The 22,204-nt window shown below is 36.6% G+C and carries 25 protein-coding genes and 1 tRNA gene; 14 read left to right on the plus strand and 12 right to left on the minus strand.

Annotated features, from left to right (window positions below; all coding sequences use genetic code 11):
- The first annotated feature begins 9 nt into the window (after positions 1-9).
- The 5 genes from CRJ00_RS14765 (at position 10) to CRJ00_RS14785 (ending at position 4,884) form a co-directional block, all read left to right on the plus strand.
- Entirely contained in the window at positions 10-984 is a 975-nt protein-coding gene (locus CRJ00_RS14765) for a cation diffusion facilitator family transporter (RefSeq protein ID WP_099367522.1), read from the plus strand.
- Between the two features lie 30 nt (positions 985-1,014).
- Complete coding sequence (locus CRJ00_RS14770; RefSeq protein WP_099367523.1) at positions 1,015-1,521, plus strand: nuclear transport factor 2 family protein; 507 nt, start codon at positions 1,015-1,017, stop codon at positions 1,519-1,521.
- 1 nt (position 1,522) lies between these two features.
- Positions 1,523-1,804: a GNAT family N-acetyltransferase gene (locus CRJ00_RS14775; protein ID WP_099367524.1), complete on the plus strand. Its 282-nt coding sequence runs from the start codon at positions 1,523-1,525 to the stop codon at positions 1,802-1,804.
- A 29-nt stretch (positions 1,805-1,833) separates the two neighbouring features.
- The gene (locus CRJ00_RS14780; protein ID WP_099367525.1) at positions 1,834-2,472 is read left to right on the plus strand and encodes an NAD(P)H-binding protein; all 639 of its coding nucleotides are present in this window, start codon (positions 1,834-1,836) and stop codon (positions 2,470-2,472) included.
- A gap of 198 nt (positions 2,473-2,670) precedes the next feature.
- On the plus strand, positions 2,671-4,884 hold the full coding sequence (locus CRJ00_RS14785; RefSeq protein ID WP_099367526.1) for an NADP-dependent isocitrate dehydrogenase: 2,214 nt from the start codon (positions 2,671-2,673) through the stop codon (positions 4,882-4,884).
- A 120-nt stretch (positions 4,885-5,004) separates the two neighbouring features.
- Here the strand turns inward: CRJ00_RS14785 and CRJ00_RS14790 are convergent, their stop codons facing one another.
- Positions 5,005-5,532 (minus strand): hypothetical protein, encoded by a 528-nt coding sequence (locus tag CRJ00_RS14790; RefSeq protein ID WP_144038171.1) that lies wholly within the window; start codon positions 5,530-5,532, stop codon positions 5,005-5,007.
- 137 nt (positions 5,533-5,669) lie between these two features.
- On the opposite strand from CRJ00_RS14790, the gene CRJ00_RS14795 reads away from it, so the two are divergent.
- Complete coding sequence (locus CRJ00_RS14795; protein ID WP_099367528.1) at positions 5,670-7,013, plus strand: PDZ domain-containing protein; 1,344 nt, start codon at positions 5,670-5,672, stop codon at positions 7,011-7,013.
- Between the two features lie 162 nt (positions 7,014-7,175).
- Here the strand turns inward: CRJ00_RS14795 and CRJ00_RS14800 are convergent, their stop codons facing one another.
- Entirely contained in the window at positions 7,176-8,129 is a 954-nt protein-coding gene (locus CRJ00_RS14800; RefSeq protein ID WP_099367529.1) for an acetyl-CoA carboxylase carboxyltransferase subunit alpha, read from the minus strand.
- A 191-nt stretch (positions 8,130-8,320) separates the two neighbouring features.
- Here CRJ00_RS14800 and CRJ00_RS14805 point away from each other — a divergent pair, with 191 nt between their 5' ends.
- The gene (locus CRJ00_RS14805) at positions 8,321-9,196 is read left to right on the plus strand and encodes a mechanosensitive ion channel family protein (RefSeq protein ID WP_218962227.1); all 876 of its coding nucleotides are present in this window, start codon (positions 8,321-8,323) and stop codon (positions 9,194-9,196) included.
- Between the two features lie 49 nt (positions 9,197-9,245).
- On the opposite strand, the gene coaA is transcribed toward CRJ00_RS14805, so the two are convergent.
- The 4 genes from coaA to CRJ00_RS14825 all read right to left on the minus strand — a co-directional run bounded on the left by coaA (position 9,246) and on the right by CRJ00_RS14825 (position 12,287).
- Positions 9,246-10,181 (minus strand): type I pantothenate kinase, encoded by a 936-nt coding sequence (gene coaA / locus CRJ00_RS14810; RefSeq protein WP_099367567.1) that lies wholly within the window; start codon positions 10,179-10,181, stop codon positions 9,246-9,248.
- Between the two features lie 57 nt (positions 10,182-10,238).
- Positions 10,239-10,733: an OsmC family protein gene (locus tag CRJ00_RS14815; RefSeq protein ID WP_099367530.1), complete on the minus strand. Its 495-nt coding sequence runs from the start codon at positions 10,731-10,733 to the stop codon at positions 10,239-10,241.
- A gap of 77 nt (positions 10,734-10,810) precedes the next feature.
- Positions 10,811-11,179, minus strand: coding sequence for a methylglyoxal synthase (locus tag CRJ00_RS14820; RefSeq protein WP_099367531.1), 369 nt, complete (start codon positions 11,177-11,179; stop codon positions 10,811-10,813).
- Between the two features lie 43 nt (positions 11,180-11,222).
- Positions 11,223-12,287 carry a patatin-like phospholipase family protein gene (locus tag CRJ00_RS14825; RefSeq protein ID WP_099367532.1) on the minus strand — a complete coding sequence of 355 codons (1,065 nt, stop codon included), beginning with the start codon at positions 12,285-12,287 and terminating at the stop codon, positions 11,223-11,225.
- A gap of 104 nt (positions 12,288-12,391) precedes the next feature.
- Between CRJ00_RS14825 and CRJ00_RS14830 the strand changes: the two genes are divergently transcribed.
- A tRNA-Ser gene (locus CRJ00_RS14830) sits at positions 12,392-12,479 on the plus strand.
- Between the two features lie 544 nt (positions 12,480-13,023).
- Here the strand turns inward: CRJ00_RS14830 and CRJ00_RS14835 are convergent.
- From CRJ00_RS14835 to CRJ00_RS14845, 3 genes are all read right to left on the minus strand, one after another.
- Positions 13,024-13,815 carry a hypothetical protein gene (locus CRJ00_RS14835; RefSeq protein WP_099367533.1) on the minus strand — a complete coding sequence of 264 codons (792 nt, stop codon included), beginning with the start codon at positions 13,813-13,815 and terminating at the stop codon, positions 13,024-13,026.
- Positions 13,816-13,850: 35 nt separating this feature from the next.
- Positions 13,851-14,576: a hypothetical protein gene (locus CRJ00_RS14840; RefSeq protein WP_099367534.1), complete on the minus strand. Its 726-nt coding sequence runs from the start codon at positions 14,574-14,576 to the stop codon at positions 13,851-13,853.
- Positions 14,577-14,745: 169 nt separating this feature from the next.
- Positions 14,746-15,102: a hypothetical protein gene (locus CRJ00_RS14845; RefSeq protein ID WP_099367535.1), complete on the minus strand. Its 357-nt coding sequence runs from the start codon at positions 15,100-15,102 to the stop codon at positions 14,746-14,748.
- Positions 15,103-15,384: 282 nt separating this feature from the next.
- Here CRJ00_RS14845 and CRJ00_RS14850 point away from each other — a divergent pair, with 282 nt between their 5' ends.
- Together CRJ00_RS14850 and CRJ00_RS14855 are read left to right on the plus strand one after the other, a co-directional pair.
- Positions 15,385-15,888 carry a helix-turn-helix transcriptional regulator gene (locus CRJ00_RS14850; protein WP_099367536.1) on the plus strand — a complete coding sequence of 168 codons (504 nt, stop codon included), beginning with the start codon at positions 15,385-15,387 and terminating at the stop codon, positions 15,886-15,888.
- A gap of 2 nt (positions 15,889-15,890) precedes the next feature.
- Complete coding sequence (locus CRJ00_RS14855; protein WP_099367537.1) at positions 15,891-16,538, plus strand: nucleotidyl transferase AbiEii/AbiGii toxin family protein; 648 nt, start codon at positions 15,891-15,893, stop codon at positions 16,536-16,538.
- A gap of 338 nt (positions 16,539-16,876) precedes the next feature.
- Here CRJ00_RS14855 and CRJ00_RS14860 read toward each other — a convergent pair whose 3' ends face one another.
- Genes CRJ00_RS14860 through CRJ00_RS14870 form a run of 3 tightly spaced genes read right to left on the minus strand, consistent with a single transcriptional unit; the run spans position 16,877 to position 19,337 of the window.
- On the minus strand, positions 16,877-17,668 hold the full coding sequence (locus CRJ00_RS14860; protein ID WP_099367538.1) for a helix-turn-helix domain-containing protein: 792 nt from the start codon (positions 17,666-17,668) through the stop codon (positions 16,877-16,879).
- The gene (locus CRJ00_RS14865) at positions 17,665-18,309 is read right to left on the minus strand and encodes an NAD-dependent epimerase/dehydratase family protein (protein WP_099367539.1); all 645 of its coding nucleotides are present in this window, start codon (positions 18,307-18,309) and stop codon (positions 17,665-17,667) included. Before CRJ00_RS14865 ends, CRJ00_RS14860 begins: the two co-directional genes overlap by 4 nt.
- Complete coding sequence (locus CRJ00_RS14870; RefSeq protein ID WP_099367540.1) at positions 18,306-19,337, minus strand: SDR family oxidoreductase; 1,032 nt, start codon at positions 19,335-19,337, stop codon at positions 18,306-18,308. The genes CRJ00_RS14865 and CRJ00_RS14870 overlap by 4 nt, the downstream gene beginning before the upstream one ends.
- A gap of 430 nt (positions 19,338-19,767) precedes the next feature.
- On the opposite strand from CRJ00_RS14870, the gene CRJ00_RS14875 reads away from it, so the two are divergent.
- The 4 genes from CRJ00_RS14875 to CRJ00_RS14890 all read left to right on the plus strand — a co-directional run bounded on the left by CRJ00_RS14875 (position 19,768) and on the right by CRJ00_RS14890 (position 22,143).
- Positions 19,768-20,217 carry a GNAT family N-acetyltransferase gene (locus tag CRJ00_RS14875; protein ID WP_218962228.1) on the plus strand — a complete coding sequence of 150 codons (450 nt, stop codon included), beginning with the start codon at positions 19,768-19,770 and terminating at the stop codon, positions 20,215-20,217.
- Positions 20,218-20,325: 108 nt separating this feature from the next.
- Positions 20,326-21,108, plus strand: a complete 783-nt coding sequence (locus CRJ00_RS14880) for a helix-turn-helix domain-containing protein (protein ID WP_099367541.1) — start codon at positions 20,326-20,328, stop codon at positions 21,106-21,108.
- 72 nt (positions 21,109-21,180) lie between these two features.
- Positions 21,181-21,543, plus strand: a complete 363-nt coding sequence (locus CRJ00_RS14885; RefSeq protein ID WP_099367542.1) for a VOC family protein — start codon at positions 21,181-21,183, stop codon at positions 21,541-21,543.
- An 18-nt stretch (positions 21,544-21,561) separates the two neighbouring features.
- Positions 21,562-22,143, plus strand: coding sequence for a hypothetical protein (locus tag CRJ00_RS14890; RefSeq protein WP_099367543.1), 582 nt, complete (start codon positions 21,562-21,564; stop codon positions 22,141-22,143).
- The last annotated feature ends 61 nt before the right edge of the window (positions 22,144-22,204 follow it).

The following is a 22,204-nucleotide window of genomic DNA, read 5'->3' on the forward strand; positions in this document are numbered from 1 at the left end:
ATAAGAGCTATGTCAAGACAAATGAGGTTAGTGTCGCTTTCTTTGGCAACAGGCATCCTGTTGATGCTGATAAAATTTGTAGCTTATTTTATCACAGGGTCTAATGCGATCTTTTCAGATGCTGCGGAAAGTATTGTCAACGTGGTAGCATCTGGTTTTGCATATTATAGTATCTATTTAGCATCTCAGCCTAAAGACCAGAACCATCCTTACGGACACGGAAAAGTGGAATTCTTTTCTGTTTTCGTGGAAGGAGGGATGATTTTCATTGCCGGTAGTGTTATCCTCATCAAATCCATCTATAATATTTTCTTTCCAGAGTCTGTCAGCAATGTGGAGGAAGGGATCTACCTGATCTTGGCTACTTCCTTTATCAACTTAGGAGTTGGATTCTACCTCATGAAAAGAGGGAAGGCACTACGCTCGCTGACGATTGAAGCCGATGGTAAGCACCTGCAGGTGGATGCGATCAGCTCATTTGGATTGATAGCCGGCTTATTGATCATGAAATTTACCAACCAGGCTTGGATCGATATTGCCTTATCCATGTGTTTAGGTAGTTTTATTTTATTCAATGGTTATAAGCTACTTAGAAAATCTATATCAGGCTTGATGGATGAATCGGATACCGAAATTGTTCAGGAAGTAGTCGATGTGTTGAACAAGAACAGACAGGAAAATTGGATCGATGTCCATAATCTCCGGGTCCAGCGTTATGGTCAAGAAATGCATATTGATTGCCATTTAACATTGCCAAAATATTATACCTTGACAAAAGTGCATGATGTCATATCCGAATTTGATCAAGTTTTAAATGCTAACCTGGAATCAAAAACGGAATTCTTTATACATGCAGATCCTTGTATGCCGGAATGTTGCCATTATTGCCATGTAGAGAATTGCCCTATACGTTCGGAGGATTTCCGCAAGGAAATTGAGTGGAATGTCGATAATGTCACCAAAAATGTGAAGCATTTTGGATAAATTTTAATTTTTATAAACCAATACCAACATATGAAAAAGATAACATTATTTCTTGTCCTATTTATGGGGATAAATCTGGCCTTCGCACAAAACCAAACACAAAAGGCAGCCATTAACAAAGTGATGGATGCATGGCATCTGGCGGCCTCCAAGGCAGATTTTAAAGCGTATTTTGACCTGATGGACAAAGAATCCATCTTTATCGGGACGGATGCTACAGAACGCTGGAACAAGCAGGATTTCATGATCTGGGCCAGACCTTATTTTGATAAAGGGAAAGCTTGGTCCTTCACTTCTTTGGAAAGACACATCACTTTTTCTGCCGATGGTAAAACAGCATGGCTAGATGAATTGTTAAATACACAGATGAAGATCTGTCGGGGATCAGGCGTCTTGGAAAAGAAGAATGGAAAATGGTTGATCAAACATTATGTATTGTCCATGACTGTTCCAAATGATTTAGTCGATACCTTGGTGCCATTAAAAACTCCGGCAGAGGATAAAATAATTGATAGTTTAACATCAAAAAACAAATAGTATGCTAATTAAACATGTTGAGAATGGCAATAAAGGAGGTTTTATTGCGGAAGAAGACGGAAAGCAAATCGGAGAGATGACCTATTCCCAGGCAGGTCCTGGAAAGATCATTATCGATCATACAGAAGTGGATGAAGAAGAGAAAGGCAAAGGCATTGGCCATTTATTGCTTAACAAAGCAGTTGAATACGCAAGGGAAAACAATGTGAAAATCATGCCTTTATGTCCTTTTGCAAAGGCTTCTTTTGATCGGGATGTAAATATCCGTGACGTACTGTTTTAGTCTTTAGTATAATCCAGCAACATCTATCTATGAAAGCAGTTGTAATTGGGGGATCCGGTGCAACCGGTAGGGAATTGGTACTTCAGCTCTTGGCAGATTATCGAGTAGAATCGGTCGTTGCCTTGGTTCGAAAACCATTCTTTATGCCCGATCCCAAGCTCAAAGAAGTGATAGTCGATTTTGACCATCTAGAGAAATATGCTGCTTTCATAGATGCTGATGTAGCCTTTTCTACATTAGGAACAACACTCAAGCAGGCCGGGAGTAAGAAAAAACAGTGGCGAGTGGATTATGAATATCAATTAAAATTTGCCCAACTGGCAAGAATGAACCATGTTTTCACTTTTGTGTTGCTGTCTTCTGCCCAAGCAAGTCCAAAATCAAAATTCTTCTATAGCCGGATGAAAGGTATGCTCGAAGAAAAGATCAAACAATTGGATTTCCCCAAATTGATCATTCTACGTTCAGGACTGATTGATCGGCCTAAAACTGATCGGCGAGGCGAAAAAATAGCTTTAAAAGTCATTAAGGTATTCAATGCCTTAGGCATTCTAAAGAATTATAAACCAATAACTACAGTCGACCTGGCTAAAGTAATTGTAGATCGATCCTTTGATAATTCAGAGGATGATATCACTATCTTGGAACCCAAGGAAATCCTATCTTAATTTTACCTTAAAAAACCGTTCAAAAAATTAAAATATATTCAATATTGACAATGATTTTTGAATTGCTGTCATTATTTATCCTTTTATGGCTATTTAAGTTTCATTTTCTTATCTTTAGGCGAATTTTAAAAAAACAGGCATTTAATTGCATGGTTTCTCAAATTAAATTGCAAAACAATATCATTTCAATAGAAAATTATGTCATCTAAAATCATTTACACAAAAACAGATGAAGCGCCTTTATTGGCAACTTATTCATTTCTACCTATTGTACAAGCATTTGCGAAAACCGCAAATATTGAAGTTGAATTAAGAGATATTTCTTTAGCAGGACGTATCCTAGCTAATTTTAATGAATATTTAACAGCAGAACAGAAAACTGCTGATGCATTGGCTGAACTTGGTCAATTGGCCACTACGCCTGATGCAAACATCATCAAATTGCCTAACATCTCTGCATCTATCCCTCAGTTGAAAGCTGCTATTGCTGAATTACAAAAAGCGGGTTATGCCATCCCTAATTATCCAGACGCTCCTGCAAATGCAGAAGAAGAGAAAATCAAAGCTTCATATGCTAAGGTTTTAGGATCTGCCGTAAATCCGGTATTAAGAGAAGGAAACTCTGATCGTAGAGCACCTAAAGCGGTTAAGAATTATGCAAAAGCAAACCCACATCGTATGGGCGCTTGGGCATCAGATAGTAAAACCAAGGTAGCATCTATGCAAGATGGTGATTTCTACAGTTCTGAAAAATCAGTAACCGTTGAAAAGGATTCTCAATTTAAAATCGAATTTGTTGCTGCTGATGGGGCAGTTCAAGAATTAAAAGGTTTAGGAAACCTGAAAGCAGGCGAAGTAATTGATTCTTCTGTATTGCATATTGCAAAACTGAAAGATTTTGTTGCGCAAGCGATCGAAGAAGCAAAAGCTTCTGGCGTTTTGTTATCGGCACACCTAAAAGCAACTATGATGAAGGTTTCTGATCCTATCATTTTTGGAGCTATTGTAGAAGTATATTTTAAAGATGTTTTCGCTAAATACGGCGAATTATTCAAAGAATTAGGCATCAATAAAAACAATGGTCTAGGCGAGGTTTACGCAAAGATTGCTGGTCACGAAAAAGAAGCTGAGGTAAAAGCTGCTATTGATGCTGCTATTGCCAATGGACCAGACCTGGCTATGGTAAATTCTGATAAAGGCATTACCAACCTACATGTCCCTTCAGATGTAATCGTTGATGCATCTATGCCAGCTATGATTCGTATTGGAGGTAAGATGTGGGATAAAGCTGGTGCTGAACGTGATACCTTAGCGATTATTCCAGATCGTTCTTATGCGGGTATTTACGAAGCGGTTATTGAGGACTGTAAAGTAAATGGTGCCTACGATCCAAAAACAATGGGATCTGTTCCTAACGTTGGATTAATGGCTCAAAAAGCAGAAGAATATGGATCCCATGATAAAACGTTCCAAGCAACAGGTAGCGGTGTTATCCGTGTAGTTGATGGCTCAGGAAATGTATTGATGGAGCAATCCGTAGAAGAGGGCGATATCTTCCGTATGTGTCAAACGAAGGATGCGCCAATCCAGGATTGGGTAAAATTGGCGGTAAACCGTGCTCGTCTATCCAATACGCCTGCTGTATTCTGGTTAGATGAAAACCGTGCGCATGATAGAGAGATCATCAAAAAAGTAAAAGCATATTTACCAAACTACGATACAGAAGGATTAGATATCCGTATTCTATCTCCAATTGAAGCTACTAAATTCTCTATTGATAGAATCCGTAAGGGAGAGGATACTATTTCAGTAACAGGTAATGTTTTACGCGATTACCTAACTGACTTATTCCCGATTTTAGAATTAGGTACTTCAGCAAAAATGTTATCTATCGTTCCATTGATGAATGGCGGTGGTCTATTTGAAACTGGAGCTGGAGGTTCTGCCCCTAAACACGTGGAGCAGTTTTTGGAAGAAGGCTATTTACGTTGGGATTCTCTAGGTGAGTTCCTAGCACTACAAGCTTCTTTGGAGCATTTAGCTCAAACCCAGAACAACCCTAAAGCGCAGGTTTTAGCGGATGCATTGGACGAAGCGAATGCGAAGTTCTTGGCAAATGATAAATCTCCAGCACGTAAGGTTGGTGAAATCGATAACCGTGGTTCTCATTACTATTTGGCTACTTATTGGGCTGAAGCGCTAGCTGCTCAAAAAGAAGATGCAGAATTGGCCGCTAAATTTGAAGGACTTGCTAAATCTTTGACAGAGCAAGAAAATAAGATCAATGAAGAATTGATCGCAGCTCAAGGAAAAGCAGAAAATATCGACGGTTATTATTTCCCGAATGATGATCTAGCTGGAAAAGCAATGCGTCCATCCGAAACATTAAATGCTGCGTTGGCTGCATTATAATAGCAGGAAAAAAATAAAAGGACCTATACGTTAATGTACGGACCTGTAATAAGAAACCCGACCTAAAATCATTAGGTCGGGTTTTTTTAATTCGTATATTTTGAAGAGGTGATCTTCGGCTTATGGATTTAAGGGTTTGATTTCTGTAATGTTAATCCCATCAAAACAATCATCTACACAATCGTCATCAAAAATTCCAGATCTTGAAATCAGGCCGTTGTTCTTGGATTCGAAAACGAATCTACCGTTTAATTGTTGGTTATCTGCATGCGATCTTGCCAACTGGTAGATTTCATCCAAGGTCTTGTCCTTCATCAGTTCGGGATGTTTATTTACATCTTCATTCAGCTCAATGATTTCTATCTTTTTGGTGGTATCCGGAACGTTATTGTAATAACTTATCATGTAGCCATTAAATTCCCTTTTGGTGATCTTACCACCATTAACCTCGATGGTTGTAGAAGTTCGCCATCCTGTCCAAGATAGGGTAGTATGGGTGTATTGATAGCTATTCTTATTGTTGATTTTGAATTGAGACCAAAGGATTTCGCTGTTTTCCAACTCAGAATGAAGCTCCGACTTCTCACAAGCAGTAAAAAGTAAGGTAATTCCGATTAACAGACTGAGATATGTGTATATTCTTCTCATTTTGGTTGGTTAAGTTAATTGAACGTTGGAAAGTTCAACTCTGCTACAACAAATTTAACGAATGTTTTTTAATTATTACTATTATCGCTATAATTCGATTAATTTTTTAATTACATTAGGGATATAAACCTTTTTTGATGAGAATATTGGTCATGATGTTGTTCGGGATGATGTGTTTTTTTGCGCAGGCGCAAGAATCTTTTCATTTAATTTCTCCGAAAAAGAATTCCTTCAAATTTGATCTTTCCAGTAACCTGGTTATCATCCCGGTAACCCTAAACGGGGTTAGCCTTTCCTTTCTTTTGGACACCGGCGTAAAGGAAACCATGCTTTTCGTTTCTGAAAAGGATAGTATTCCCTTGGAAAATGTACATAAAATGAAATTCAGTGGAATTGGGATTGAGGATGGCGTAGAAGGGATAATGGCACTGAACAATGAATTGATCATTGGAGATGTAGCGGCAGACTTTGGACATGATATCTATGTCATCAATTCCAGTGAGTTGGATGTGTCGAGTCATGTTGGGCTTCCGGTGCATGGAATTTTAGGAAGTAAATTCTTTGAGAGCTTCCAAGTGAAATTAGATTATCAAAAATCGAAAATTTACCTTTTTGATTTCTTTTCCGACATCAGTAAAGAGACTAAAGGGTATAAAAAAATTGACATTAGCTTGGAAAGAAGTAGGCCTTACGCATTGGCAGATGTAAACTTAGGGGATAGGCAATTAAATGATGCCAAGATGCTGATCGACATGGGGAATTCAGATGGGATGCTGATCTTTCCTTTTCTCATACCTGATTTGAAGATCAAAGAACCGCATATTTATGATTATATAGGTCGGGGTTTCAATGGCGAAATATTCGGAATGAGGAATCGGATCGAAGGGTTTGATTTCGCTGGATTCCATATCAATCAACCTATTGTTTCCTATCCAGATTCCAATGCGGTGCATGCGGCAAAATTAGCGGAGAATAGGGTGGGATCGGTAGGGAATCAGGTATTGCAGCATTTCCATGTGGTGTTTGATTATTCGAACCTTCATGTTTATTTAAAGCCGAACAGGAAATTTGGAAAGCCATTTCCAATTAATATGAGTGGGATTGAGGTTAAGCATGATGGCATGGTCTGGACGCAACGAAGGGTTCCGGCGAATATTAATAGCAGTAGTACGGATAATAACGAACCTGGATTTAAGGTTAATATTTCCCAGAGTTTTAAATATGAGTTTAGGCTATTGCCGATATATGTGATTTCGAATATTAGAAAAGATTCGCCTGCGGATTTGGCTGGATTGTTAAAGGATGATGTGCTGTTGAAGATTGATGGTAAAAAGGTAGGGGATATGAAGTTGAAGGAGGTGATGGGGAAGTTTCAGGAAAAAGATGGAAAACCAATTCATTTGTTGGTAAGGAGATTGGATAAGGAAATGAGTTTTAGGTTTGTTTTGAAGGATCCAATTCCGTTTAGGAAGGGGGGATAACAGTGTTTTTGCGTCATTGCGAGGAGGTACGACGAAGCAATCTTCCCGCTTGTCATGCTGAGCGAAGTCGAAGCATCTACATTTGGTACTCGAACAGATCCTTCGACGCTGCTCAGGATGACATAGTCCAAAGATTGCTTCGTTCCTCGCAATGACGATTATTTATTCATTCACCACACCCATATTGCTGAATTTTTCAATTCTTTCCTGCACTAGGGTATCTGTATCTTTTGCTTTTAAAATCGCTAAATCTTTCAAGATCCTGTCCTTCACATTCAACGCCGTTGTCTCAGGATCCTGATGAGCACCGCCCAATGGCTCTGGAATAATCCCATCGATCAATCCATTGCCCAACATATCTTCTGCAGTAAGTTTTAAAGCTTCAGCTGCTCTTTCTTTATGGTCCCAACTTCTCCAAAGGATAGAAGAACATGATTCTGGAGAAATCACCGAATACCAGGTATTCTGCAACATATACACCTTATCACCAATACCAATTCCCAAAGCACCACCTGAAGCACCTTCACCGATCACAATACAGATAATTGGCACTTTCAATACCGACATCTCCAATAAATTTCTTGCAATCGCCTCGCCCTGTCCGCGTTCTTCCGCTTCCAAACCAGGATAAGCACCCATCGTATCGATCAAGGTAATAACAGGCTTATTGAATTTCTCTGCCATCTTCATCAAGCGAAGCGCTTTACGGTATCCTTCCGGATTTGCCATCCCGAAATTACGGAACTGACGTTCTTTGGTATTTTTACCTTTCTGATGGCCAATGATCATCACCGACTCATCACCAATAGACGCAAAACCACCAACAATGGCTTTATCATCTTTTACCGTTCGGTCTCCATGAAGTTCTACGAAATCATTACAGATCAGGTCAATATAATCGAAGGTTTGTGGTCTGTCTGCGTGTCTGGACATCTGCACTTTCTGCCATCCAGTCATATTGCTATATACGTCAACCTTTGTTTGTTCTAATTTTTCTTCCAACTCACGAACAGTTGCGCCCATATCCACCTTGGTTTTTTCTTCAACCTGCTTTACTTTTTCGATCTGGGTTTGCAAATCTGCAATTGGCTTCTCAAAATCAAATGTTGTTTCCATATTTTCGTGTTTGCTGCTATAAAAAGCGACTGCTAAGTTACTTGTTTTTTAAGAATTATAAAACGTTATTTAAGTGAATCAATAACCTAAATGAATTGTTTTTTAATTTAATGGTTGATTATTAAGTATATAACGGTATATTCCATGAACTTGTTTTGCTCCGAAACCAAAAAAACAATATCTTCAAAACCATGAACGCAAGCTTGGAAGAAAATAAACAAAGGATACCCTGGTCTTTTCTGTTAAAAGTCTTTTTATTGGGTCTGGTGACCATATATTATTTCTATTTCCAGTCGGAACTGAAATTGGATAAACGATTGGTCCAATTTATCGATGGGCTATCAGCATTCTTAATCGTCAGCGTTATTTTATCCATTTTAAGGTTTCTGATCATATTCCTGTATAATACCCGGCATTCCCATCGGCCTGTTCGTGGGAACTTCGTGTTGGGAATTAACCGCTTAACCGCCATTTTGAATGTGGTATTTGGAATCATCTGTTTGATGTTGGCCTTTGGAATCGATCCAGGGAAATTCATCACCAGCATGACCATTGTGGCGATGGCGATAGCTGTGATCTTCAGGGATTACATCACCAATATGATTTCAGGTTTGATCGTGATGTTTTCAGAACAGCTCTCCGTAGGGGATAGAATTAGGGTGGGAGAGCATAAAGGCCGTATTATTGATATTACCTTTGCCAACCTGGTATTACAGGACGAAGAGGATGATATTGTGATGGTTCCGAACAATATGGTATTCACCTCGACATTCATGAACCTTTCCGCACACCAATCCAGTCTGTTTTCCGTGAGGTTTGAGCTGCCTTTATCCGTATCCATCCATATCAAAGAATTGGAAGAAGCATTGAAAATGAGCTTGATCACCCACCCAAACCTAAAGATTAAGGACGGCACTATTGAACTAAAAGTTACGGAAATCGGTAAGGATTATGTGAAGTATAAAATAGATCTGTACGCCATCAGCAATAGCAACCGCATGCATCGACAGTTGGAGAATGAAATCCTGAAAGAGGTCCTCAAATTTGAGTCTATTTACATTTCCTGATAAAAAGCCGAAAAGGACAAAGAATCAAAGCTGATAAGCACAAAGCTAATTAGATCTTTCTGACCTTGATCCTTTTCACAAAATGGTGTGATCCTTTTTTAAGGATCAGATCAGCACGATAACGCGTTGGAAGTATATTCTGATGTAGATTCGGGCGATTGATCTCATTCCAGATATTATTCGCCATGGCGATACTTTCCTCCGTACTCAGGTTTGCATATTTATGGAAATAAGAGGCTTCATTCTGGAACGCTGTTGCTCTCAGGGATTCAAAACGGTCGATATACCAATCCACAATGTTCTTCTCATCCGCATCCACATAGATGGAATAATCAAAGAAATCAGATACGAAGACACCATTTCTACGAGAATTGACCTGAAGAACATTAATCCCTTCCACGATCAACACATCAGGTTGGGAAATCACCAGTTTTTCATTTGGCAGAACATCATACGCCAAGTGGGAGTATAAGGGTACAGAAACCGAAGATTTTCCTGACTTGATATCCGCCAGGAACTGAATGATCTTCTTACTATCATAGCTTTCCGGAAATCCTTTTCTGTTCAGGATATTCCGTTTGATAAGTTCCTTGTTCGGGTAGAGGAAACCATCTGTAGTCACCAGTTCCACTTTTGGTCGATGCGGCAATAGGGCCAAAACCTTTTTCAACACCCTTGCTGTGGTGGATTTACCCACCGCAACAGATCCTGCAATCCCAATGATGAAAGGCAGTTTTTGATGGTTCCTTTTAAAGAAGTCATTGCTTATCGCATGGAGCTCCTGGAATTTATTGATATGCAATTCCAATAAGTGGGCCAAGGGAATATACACCTCTTCGATCTCCTGCATGGTCAAGGGCTCGTTCAAGGCATGCAATTGGCTGAGGTCTTCCTCGCGGATCGCATGACTTAATTGACCGTTCAATCTTTTCCATTCCTCACGTGTAAAATTACGGAAGGGACTCGTAAAGGTGTGCTCACTCATGGTATGCATGATTAATAATTAATCTAGGCCGCAAATATACAATCCTCTTTTATTTTCTTAACTATTTGTATCAATTAGATTACTTTCTACAACAATTGGATTTTGCAGCATTTTCTGAACCGGACATTTTTCGCCGATCATGTAGATCCTGCGTTTTTGTTCCTCATCCAGATCGCCATCTATAAAGATATTGCAGCGAATAAAGGTGGTTTGCTGTTGTTCGCTCTTCTGAACCTCACTGCTGATCTTGATATCGATACGGTTTACTTTCCATTTCTTTCTGTTGGCATACATACGCATAGTGATGGCTTTACAAGCTCCTACGGACGATAGCAACAATTGGGATGGGGCCATCCCTTTGTTCTGTCCGCCGAGCTCCAAAGGCTCATCGGCAATCAAAGAAAGGTCGCCATATTGGATATTGGTGGTGTAATTTTCTTCACCAATACTCACCAATACCTCGTTTAAACCAATGGTATCTTCTGTTTTGTTCGCTTCTGCTTTATTCTTATCAAGAGTAGTTTCGTCCTTATTCACTTTATCGTTTTCCATTTATAATATGTAATCTTTCTATGTTTAATCTGTTGTTGAAATATGATAACCATTAATGCTTGAAAATGCATCTGGGTTTATTCCAGTAATCCTTTAATGATCAGGGTTCCTGTTGCCAGGTTGGTAGCCAAAGGCACATTCCAAAGATCACAAATCCGCATCAACATCTGAATATCGGGTTCGTGGGCATGTTTACCCAGGGGATCCCTGAAAAAAATGATGCCATCGATTTTTCCTTCTGCGGCCATTGCTGCAATTTGGGCATCGCCACCTTTCGGACCGCTTAATTTAAGTTCTACCTCCAAACCCGTTTGTTGGATGTAGGAGCCGGTAGTTCCGGTGGCTACCAGATGGGCTTTTGAAAGTTCTTCCTGATGGTCTTTTACAAAACCGACCATTTCTGCTTTTTTGCCGTCATGGGCTATTAATGCAATTGTTTTTGCCATGGAATAATGTTCTTTTTGGAATTTTATTAAGATAGTAAAATTATTAAAATTTATCCTTAAGGTATTGCCAAACGGTTAATTCTTTTTTCTCTTTCCCTTTTTCTTTTTCGCGGATGAGGTCGATCACTAAGGCATCCAATAAGTATTCGTTATCACTGATCATCTTATCTGCCAAAGAAACGATCTTCTGGATATTTCCTTTTGATGCCGCATCCAATGAAGGTTCGATGGAGGAGAGGTTGGATGGCTCCAAGCGGATATAGTTGGAACTCTGCTGTACAGATCGGAACAGTTGATGTAGGAAATAATCGTTGCTTTCCGAAGAACTGGAAGTCATGATATCCACCAAAGCCGGCCCGATCGAAATGGCCTTTTTCTTTTTGAAATCTTCGTAGTTATAGGCATTCTTGGCAATCCCTGTTCCGAGGGAGAGGATATGTACATCGTCTATCTTGAAGGTCTTAAAGGTTTTGAGCACCTCTAGAAGAGCCGAAATGGCGGGGCTATGTGCAAATACGCCACCATCCACCAAGGGATATCGCGTGCCTGCCAAGGAATAGATCTCTGCCACCGAAAAATAGGTGGGCGCTGCGGAAGTAGCTCGACAAACATCCTTCAAAAAGAAGTTGCGGGATTCGCCATGGGAAATCGCTTTCTGTTGCCGGAAGATATGGTTTTTCCGCAATTCGATGTTATAGGCGGTGATGATACAGGGTTTTATGAGCTGACTTAGCTTCATATCTCCGAAATAGCTTTCCAATACTTTTTCAAGCACATGCTCATCGTAAAGTTCCGTTAGTAGTCCAAATTGGTTCAAGAATCTGCGCCAACTGCTGGTTGTAAATATTTCTGTGCCATGTTCCAGGTAAATGTCCAATGCCTCTTGAGCAGAGAACCGAGGTTTTGTAGGATCATTGGGATGGGTGCAGAGAAGAATACTGACCAAGATTCCACCGGTGCTGGTGCCTGCAAAGAAATCAAAATATTCAGAAAGGTGGGCATCTGGGTTATTGCTTTGTTTCTTAAGCTTTTGCTCTAGGGAAACCAATACCATGCCGGGGATGATTCCCCGAATTCCACCGCCGTCGATTGATAGGATTCGCTTCATATTCGCTCAGCCCTAATTTAGGGAAAGCAAAACGAAAAACGAATTATTTTGGATTAATATGTTTTTAATGGGATAAATTTATATATTTGCGCCACGATTGACACGGAGAGGTGTCAGAGTGGTCGAATGAGCAGACCTGGAAAGTCTGTATACGGGATGACTGTATCGAGGGTTCGAATCCCTCCCTCTCCGCAACTAGCAATTTATATGTTGTAAGAACCGCATCAGGGATTTAGGTAATAAAACACTTAAATCCCTTTTCTTTGTGCTTTAAACGTATATAAAGATACAAAATTCATACCATTACAGCGCACATTATTGTTAAATATTTAATAAAAATTATTTGTGAATTCACATAAATCTCGCCACGCCTCGCCACACATTTTAAATTTAAAAAGTATATACCCAAAACAGCGCACTGATTGAGGATTATTATATTTTATAAAATGTTTTGGATGAAGTTGATACTGCTTTATACAGCGCACAGGGTAATGTTTTCAAGATATATTTTGTTGCGGTTGGATATGGGTTCGGATGCTTGGGGAATAGACAGGCGGATTTACTACCTCAAATCACCTACAATATATAAAACATTATCAATCAAATGATTAACAATTGCAAACTTAATGTTTCTTCATTACATATACAACCCAAAACAGCATATATCTTGCTTCAACATCTAATACCCACCTATTTTATAAAATATATAAAAATATAGAACCGAATATTATTCAATTTATTTGTGTTTAAAAAACCCTTCCAGTTCACTCATTCTCTTTGATAAATTATTAACTGAATCTAACGTAGTTTTTACAGCTTCAACATCGTTTTTATAATAATCCATCAAATCCCCTTTTATAATTTCTAAGTTAGTTTTAAGGAATGTATGATACCTTACAATAACATAAACCGCATCCCTATAAAACAAACCATTTATTAAGAAATATAAAATTTCTTTTGATTCACCTTTAAGGGAATCATTTTCAATGATTAATTTTTGATAGATACCAACTATGGTACTAAACCTAGATACATAAACTCCAAGCCTTCCTTTATATTTTATATAGTAATCAACCATCTTATGTCTCTTATTAAACAAATCTCCAAGTTTATCGTGCTTAAACTTGTCTTCATTAAGGTCAAAAAATTTCTGAAGATAATTTTCTATTGTCCAACGGCTTTGAATACTAGAATCAACATATAAAGTTGCCTCCGATAAAATATCAAAGTCTTTCTTCGTATATTCTACATTCTTATAAATCAAATCCAAAACCCTGTTGAATTCTACATCACTTTTATTGCTGTCAATTTGTTCCTGCTGTTGATTCAATGTGAGGTACAAAAAGACTAATGTTATCCCTGTTAAAATTAATGTTGATAGGCTTATTGCATTCTGAATGATGTTTGAATTCTTTTCGCTATCCGTGTAAATTATAATAATTGATATTGCTACTGCTATTAGGCATATAGCGATAATTGCAGGTATAAGATAACCAAACTCAATGTTAGGTGTTTTTTTCTTAGTCATTCTATATTGTATTATTAATGAAAAAGATATCCTATTTATTCTCCTAAATTCAATCCATCTTCTATTTCCAAAAAGACCGAACCAGTAATAATTGTTAAATAAAAGTCAATGTCATTACAAATAACTATTAATTCATCATTATGGGTTAGGGTTGTTGACTGTCTTTCACTGGCTTCAATATAATTAATGCTGTTTTTGAAATTTTTATATAGGTTTTGGAATTCAGAAAGTCTTATTAATAGATTGGGATAAATATTTCCTATTGTAAGGTTTACTATGAATTTTTTATTGTCCAAAGTTAAATTGGTTCTTTCTAAGATTAAGGTATAGATGTATAAGTCCTCAGAAATATATTTTAAGACTTTACTATATCTTTCCAATTCATCATTACCTAAAAAGTCATTCTCCACTTCAAATGAAACATTTGAGTTTTGTACCCTTTTGAAAAATTTCTCCATTTGTGATTGTAATGCTACATCATTTAAAATTCTTTTTTCTGAATAGGTCAACTGCTTATAAAACAAATCTATAGTTCGATTAAATTGAACATCCTCTTTGTTGGATGCATATGTTTTGTACACAAAATATATTGTAAGAGTATTAATAAATAATGTTAAAAAATTTCCTACAGTATCGTATAATGTTTTATCAGATTCATTTGCTTTACTAAGAATTAATAAGAAATAAATTATATTATATATAATTACAATTGATAAAATTATATATACTAGACCGAAGCCTTTCAAATTATTCTTTTTCATTATTATATTGGGTTGGATTTTTAATTTATATAAAACTAAGCTTTTTAAATTAATTTTATCTCACTTATATAACATACAAAGAATTTGAACTTCAGAAACACACCTGTAATCAATTATCTATAAAAAACCGTATTAGTGTTCAAAAAAAAGCAAAGTATCTTAAAACGTCTTACTTTAGCTTATATAAGGTTTTATGCCATTGAATAAACTCCTTAACAGCAATTTTAACTGTAGGAATAATTACAGGCTTTTGTTTAGGTAGGTTATATGTTCCTTTTATAAGTTCATCTTCAATTGAATCCCTTAGTTTGTTAAACTCGGATAATTTCTTGTCATAATCCAGTAACCTGTTAAGACCGTTACTTACTCGTTTTCGTTGGTCACCAATTGTGAATTCAATCACCCATTTGGTTTTTGCTTGTTCTGCTTTGGTTCTGCAATTCTTACCAAAGTTAATCTTGGGAATAGTGTAGTTCGCCATTTCTCGCCATTTTGTTAAATAATTCATTAATAATTGCGCACTCATAATGGGTCCACAACAACAATAAACTACTAACTGCGCACTCTAAAAAAGCCTATCTACATATATTTAAATCTAGATTTCTTTACTTAAACTGAGCATTGAAATGGAAAGTCTGTATACGGGATGACTGTATCGAGGGTTCGAATCCCTCCCTCTCCGCTGAAGAAAAAAAGCCCGACGATAGTTGGGCTTTGTTTATTTATAGCCTTTCCATAAAAAAATTAATATTCTTGAATTGTTTTCTTTTGCCAATTTTATGTAAGCAAAAATGTTTATATTTGTATTATGAATAGGCAATTTGAGAAGTACAAAGGGATCCATCCAGGGATTGTACTTGATAGAGAATTAAAAAAACGTTCTATCAAACAACGTCCTTTTGCTATGTCTTTAGAGGAACATCCCCAAACGTTTAACGCTATTACTAAAGGTAAAAGAGGAATTAGCACTGCATTAGCATTGAAGATTGAAAGAGAACTTGGATTGGAAGAAGGTACTTTAGTGATATTGCAAGCCTATTATGATATCCAAAAAATCAAAGAAAAAGAAATCAAAAATACTCCTGATCTGCATATCCTTAGTAAAGAATTGTTTTGGGATACCGACATTCAACACATAGATTGGGAACGACAGTACAGAGCTGTTATTCAACGCGTTTTTGAGCGTGGAAACGAAAATGACAAAAGGGAGATTATTCGCTTTTATGGTACTGAAAAAGTAAACCAAGCTTTACAGGAGTCCAATATCAGAGATCCATATACTATATACCGATTAAATAAAACTACAGACTAATCATGATGTACTATACCACCGTCAATGATCTTTTAAAAAATACATTGATTACTTTAATGGAATCCTCTGTATTTGAATCCTTTCGTTTGGTAGGTGGTACAGCATTAAGTCTTCAATTAGGGCATCGATTGTCTGTAGATATAGATTTGTTTAGTGATGCCTCGTATGGTTCTATTGATTTTAAAGCTATAGATGAATTCATAGAGAAAACATTTCCTTACTACTATCATTTTTCAAGTATAGATCCGGCAATGGGTAAATCTTATAGTATAGGCACAGATAACAATAATGTGGTAAAATTAGATGTTTTTTATACAGATACTTTTATACAACCTCCATTGATCGTGGATACAATCAGAATGGCTACGACCGAAGAAATCATTGCCATGAAAATTGATGTTGTACAGAGGATAGGTCGCAAGAAGGATTTCTGGGATTTGCATGAATTGCTATCCCAATATAAAATTTCTACTATGCTTTCTCTGCATCAGGATCGATATCCTTACACACACGATCAAGAACTAATATTGGACAACCTTATTAATTTTGAGCTTGCCGATGATGATTTCGATCCAATCTGTTTAAGAGGGAAATATTGGGAATTTATCAAGGAGGATATTGTTGATGCAGTAAATACGCATAAAGCCTGATCATCATCCTTGTTGAAACATTCTTCTAGGATTAATTTTCTCTAATTTCTTTTCAATAATAATTAGATTTTGAATTTCCACCAGCTCAGCAAAATGAAGAAGAATTTATTTTCCGGGGTGTATTGGAAAAGTATACATTATATGAGCTAAAGATGCATAGGTAAGCCGTCCGTAGAAATAGAGAATGTGAAATGGATGAGTTGATAAATATAAGTTTGATATAATAGATTTATGCCAATATTATATAAATTTGGTTGATTCAATGTCTTATATAAATGAATGGATTAGCGAATTATGAAACAAGTTAGGAAAGAGAATACAACCGCATTTACTGCAGTCTAACCTTTACCCCGCATTTCAACAGGTGTCCTTCCAAATTCCTTTTTAAATGCAAAATAAAAATGCGACAAATCTTCAAATCCTAAATCAAGATAAAAATCTGCCGGTTTTTGTTGTTTTTCTTCTATCAGAAAGCGAGCTTCTTGCAACCTTCTTTTTACCAACCAACGATTAGGCGTTTCATTAAAAATGGACTTAAAATCCCGCTTAAATGCCGATAAACTACGACCTGTCAGAAAGGAGAATCGTTCCATACTCACTTTAAACTTATAATTTTGCTGCATAAATTTCTCCAAATCTATTCGTCCAGGAACTCCAAAATCAAACAAAATATCAGACAATTCTGGATGCAGTTGAAGCAAAATAAGCAACAATTCTTCTCTTTTGATATCCGAAAATGTAGGACTGATATTTCCTGAATGATTGTAATAAGGCTCTAATGAAAATAAAAAGCTATTGATCAAATCATCTTTATTCAATTTGATAATAGCATCCTTGGAAGTGAAATTTTTAAATACAATAGAATGCTTTTTCTGGAAACTCTTTAAAAAAGCTTCATCAAAAAAGATAATTACTTTTTCAAATTCGTCATTATCCTTTACTTTATTATATCTGGCTAACCGATTCTTGCGAACAAGAAAACTTTCTCCGGGTTTCAGAACATAATGTTTATTTCCATCATAAGCATTCATTCTGCCCTTTCCCAAAAACAAAAAGAAATGCTCAGCAATAAATTGCTCGGCTGAAATCACCGGACCAATAATGCAGGATTTTATTTCCGTTATTTTCATTTCGACAATTTCAAAATATCCTCTGTTTCCAAAATCTGCGTATGATATCCTTTTGCCACTGCATTGATCATGGCTTTTCCAACCTCCGAAAGCTTCAACGTTTTTGCGGAAATGAAAGGAGCAATTAGCGGTCCCATTATTTTATAAAAGGTTTTTACATTTTTTTGTCCTTTCGTGCCGGTCATTATTGCTGGGCGAAAATTGTACTGGCCTTTAAAAGGCAATTTCATCAACGCATTTTCGGTGCGCCCTTTTACTCTTGCCCACATTACTTTTCCTTTTTCAGTGCTGTCGGTTCGATTGCCCGAAACATAAATAAATGTCATCGCGGGATGGATAGCAGCAAGCGAAGTGGCAAACGGAACTACAAAATCGTATGTCTTTTTGGTAAAACTTTCCTCGCTTTCTCCTACAGAGCTTACGCCTGCACAAAAGAAGCAAGCGTCATATTGTATCAATACTTCGGAATGATCATTGATTTCAGAGAAATCCTTCAAAATAAGTTTCTTTAGTTTCGGATGTTTCATTTCGTAATTTCTTCTGCCAATTATTAATACTTCCGATACTGCTGCATTTTCCAGACACTCGAATAAAACGCCTTCGCCAACCATTCCCGTGGCGCCAGTGATGATCACTTTCATACATTTACCTCTTTAAAATCAATTAAACTTTGTGCAGTCGCAACAACGGCCTCTTCTACTTTTCTAGGTTTCCATCCTAACAGGGTTTTGGCTTTTTCGTTGCTAGCCTCCTTCACCAATCCCAAATAAGGTATAATTAATTTTGCTTTTGGATTAAACAGTGCCACTAATTTTATGACCCAATTTGAAACTTCTTTTGATGGTACGTTACGCGCTTTTTCTCCAAAATTCTTTTTTAGAATATTTGCTGTTTCTAAGAAAGATAATGCTTTGCCTTCTACAGCAATAAAACGTTGACCATTGGCTTCCGATTTTGTCATTGCCAAGAAATGCAAGTCGGCAACATCACGAACATCAACATAACCAAAAGCTGCTTTTGGACAACTTTTCATACCGCCATTTAACATGTTTTTTATGGTTTGAATGGAATGAGAATAGTCGTGGGATAAAATTGGTCCCAATACGCCAATTGGATTGATAACCGAAAGCTCCATTCCTTCGCCTTCTTTTTTAATAAATTCCCAAGCTGCTTTTTCTGAAATTGTTTTAGACCGTTGATATGGTGCAACAGTACCATTGATAACCGTCCAATCTTCTTCCGTATATGGAGTCGTTTTATTGGTGCCAAAACCTACAGCTCCAAAGGCAGATGTAAGTACAACCCGCTTTACACCTGCTTTTTTAGCAGCACGAAGCACGAACAGTACGCCATTTACAGCAGGAGTTACAAAATCATCTTCTGATTTTGCATCTGTATTTGGTGTTGGAGAAGCCGTATGAATAACATATTGGCAACCTTCTGCAGCTGTTTCCCAACTTTTTTCATTGGAAAGTTCTGCTTCCACAAAAGATAAATTTTCAAAAGAATTAATGCCACCTTTTGTGAGCATTTCCTTTACCAATTCCGATTTCTTTAAAGAACGTAAGCTTGCCTTTACTTTATAACCGTTTTTCAATAAAACAATGATACAATGGGTCGCAATAAACCCAGATCCTCCTGTAACCAATACCGTTTCCTTATTTTCCATTTTTTGAAATTTTGATAAAGACAAATTTCCATAAGGAAAGATAATTTTAATTTGTTAAAAAGGCCAAATCTTATTGTTAGAAAGTTCAAATTGTTTCATTTTGGCTACTTCCCAAACTATGAGATTTAATTGCGACTCTTCCCGTTCTCGGGAATTGTTTTTGCAATTGTGATAATCCTTTTTCTCTCTTAATTTAGTTAAATTTAAGACTTCTTTATTAAAGGTTACCTTCGAAGTAAAAACATACTGAAAGTATACTAAAAGTATGTAAAATGTATGCTTTACATACTTTTCCCTTACTATAACCTCGCTTTAACCTTGCTTAAAGCACGATTCTAACCCTAAAACAAACATATTTTGAAGGCATAGCAGCGAAACCACTTGTAGAAAATGGATAATTAACGTTAAGTTTTATCAGTATATTAGCCTTATGCATACACCAAGTTTTGAAATTACTGAATATTCTGAAATCTATCGACCACAAGTTTTGGAAGTTTGGGAGAAATCCGTTCTTGCGACACACGATTTCCTAACCCCAACTGATTTTGAAGAAATTAAGGAGCTTGTTTACACTATTAATTTCAAGGATATACAGGTTTTTTGTTTAGTTGATGGAAGGGTTGTATTGGGTTTTATCGGCGTAGCAGATAAAAAAGTTGAAATGCTCTTTTTAGCTCCTGAATATTTTGGTCAAGGGCATGGCCAGAAATTATTGAATTTCGCAGTCAATGAATTAAAAGCCGATAAAGTAGATGTAAATGAACAAAACACAAAGGCACTGAAATTTTATCAAAATTTTGGATTTGAAATATTTGAAAGAACTGATCAGGATGATCAAGGTAGAAATTATCCATTGTTAAGGTTGAAATTAAGTATGTAGTGACTGGAGAAAAAATGGTAGTTGGAGTTGGCCACCTATTTATTTACTGGGCATCTCAGAGATTTGGATTATATTTATAATTAATAATGACGAGTTCTAAAAATTATAATGTTTTATCAAAAAATCCTTCCGATTAAGCCATTGCAGAACTATATCCGATATTTTTGGGTTTTAGAAGGTACTGCCGATAAAACGTTTAAAATAATCCCTGATGGTCTCTCAGGATTAATAGTTCAAGAAGAGCCTGATCTATTTCTTAACAAAGAATACAAACTTTTGCCGCAGATGTTTCTATATGGGCAAACAACCTGTCCAGGTGAACAACAAGCAGTAGGAAATTTTAGAATTTTTGGTGCATATCTACAACCAACTGCACTTAAAGCCATTTTTAAAATAGATGCTTTGGAACTGACTAATCAGCATATTGCACTAGGCTGTCTTACGAAAGAACCCATACTTGAACAAATTATACACGCTTCCTCAATTACAGAGAAAATTGAAATTATTTCCCTTTTTTTTCAAAAACGAATCCAACAGGTAGAACAAAGTCTTAATAGGGCAGATTTTGCTACTATTCTTTTGCAGCAAGGCAAAGCGTTAAAAGACATTCAATCTGAAATGAAAATTTCCGAAAGATCTTTAGAAAGATTGATAAAGCAATATGTAGGACTATCTCCTAAGGCCTATTCAAGAATTGTTCGTTTTCAGTCGGGTCTAGAAGCTTTCCGTAAAAACAATTTCAAAACATTAACAGATGTTGCCTATCAAAATGATTATTTTGATCAATCTCATTTTATAAGGGAGTTTAAGGCTTTTACAGGAATGAATCCAAAACAATACCTTCATCAGACCATAGAACAGGTAGAAAATTATCCAGAATGGATAGTTTAGTGCCTGTCGGTTTTATCCAATTTTAAGGTCATCAATCCCCATATTTTTGTTGTATCACTAAAAATAAAAAAGATGAACAACGTAATTAATTGGTTTGAATTGCCTGTGAATGACCTTAACGGAGCCAAAAAATTTTATGAAAATGTATTAGAAATTTCATTAACCCCCATGGAATTTGATGGATTTAAATCGCTAACTTTTCCATTTGATGGAGGTAATGTTTCTGGCGCATTGGTAGAAAATCAAAATGCTGAGCCTAATCAAACAGTTATTTTGTATTTTAATGCGGGTGAAAAATTAGGTCCGACACTTGAAAGAGTAAAAGAAAACCATGGTAAAATAGTGATGGACTCCAAGCAGATAAAATCAGGTTTCATTGCACATGTATTGGATAATGAAGGGAATAAGATCGCTTTGTTTGCATTAGAAGCTTAATCTTATAAAAAAATTAATATGCTATTTAAAGAGATACACCTGAAAAGTATTAAATCAGGAGAAATCACATTGGCATTTCGTAAGTGGCATAAGGCTTCCGTTAAAATTGGAAGCCTTGTGCATACGTCAGTAGGTTTAATCAAAATCAGCGATATTCAAGTTGTCAACGAAATTGATATAACCGATCAAGATGCTATAATGGCGGGTTATCATGATACGCTCCAGTTATTAAAATCATTTGGTCCTAACAACAGAGGAAATATTTATAAAATAACCGTCAGTTATCATTCAGCAGATCCCAGAATTAAATTAAGGGAACAAACAGAACTATCCGAAGATCAATTCAATGAGCTGAAGAATAAAGTGGATAAATTAGATCGTTTTAGTAAACAAGGAAATTGGACTAACAAGATTCTTTTAGCCATAAAAGACAACCCCAATTTACACGCCATAGGTATAGCAAAATTGACTGGTTTTGAAAAGGAATGGCTCAAGCTTAATATCCGGAAACTGAAAAATTTAGGATTGACCATTAGTCAACCTGTAGGTTATGAGATTTCCCCATTGGGAAATGAATATTTAAACCGGCTTGGTCTTTAATGGACGAATAAGAACCAAAACATATTTCTAAATATTAAGTTTTCTTATTAAATCTAACTCT

This window comes from Sphingobacterium sp. 1.A.4 (genome assembly GCF_002734245.1).
Classification (GTDB): domain Bacteria; phylum Bacteroidota; class Bacteroidia; order Sphingobacteriales; family Sphingobacteriaceae; genus Sphingobacterium; species Sphingobacterium tenebrionis.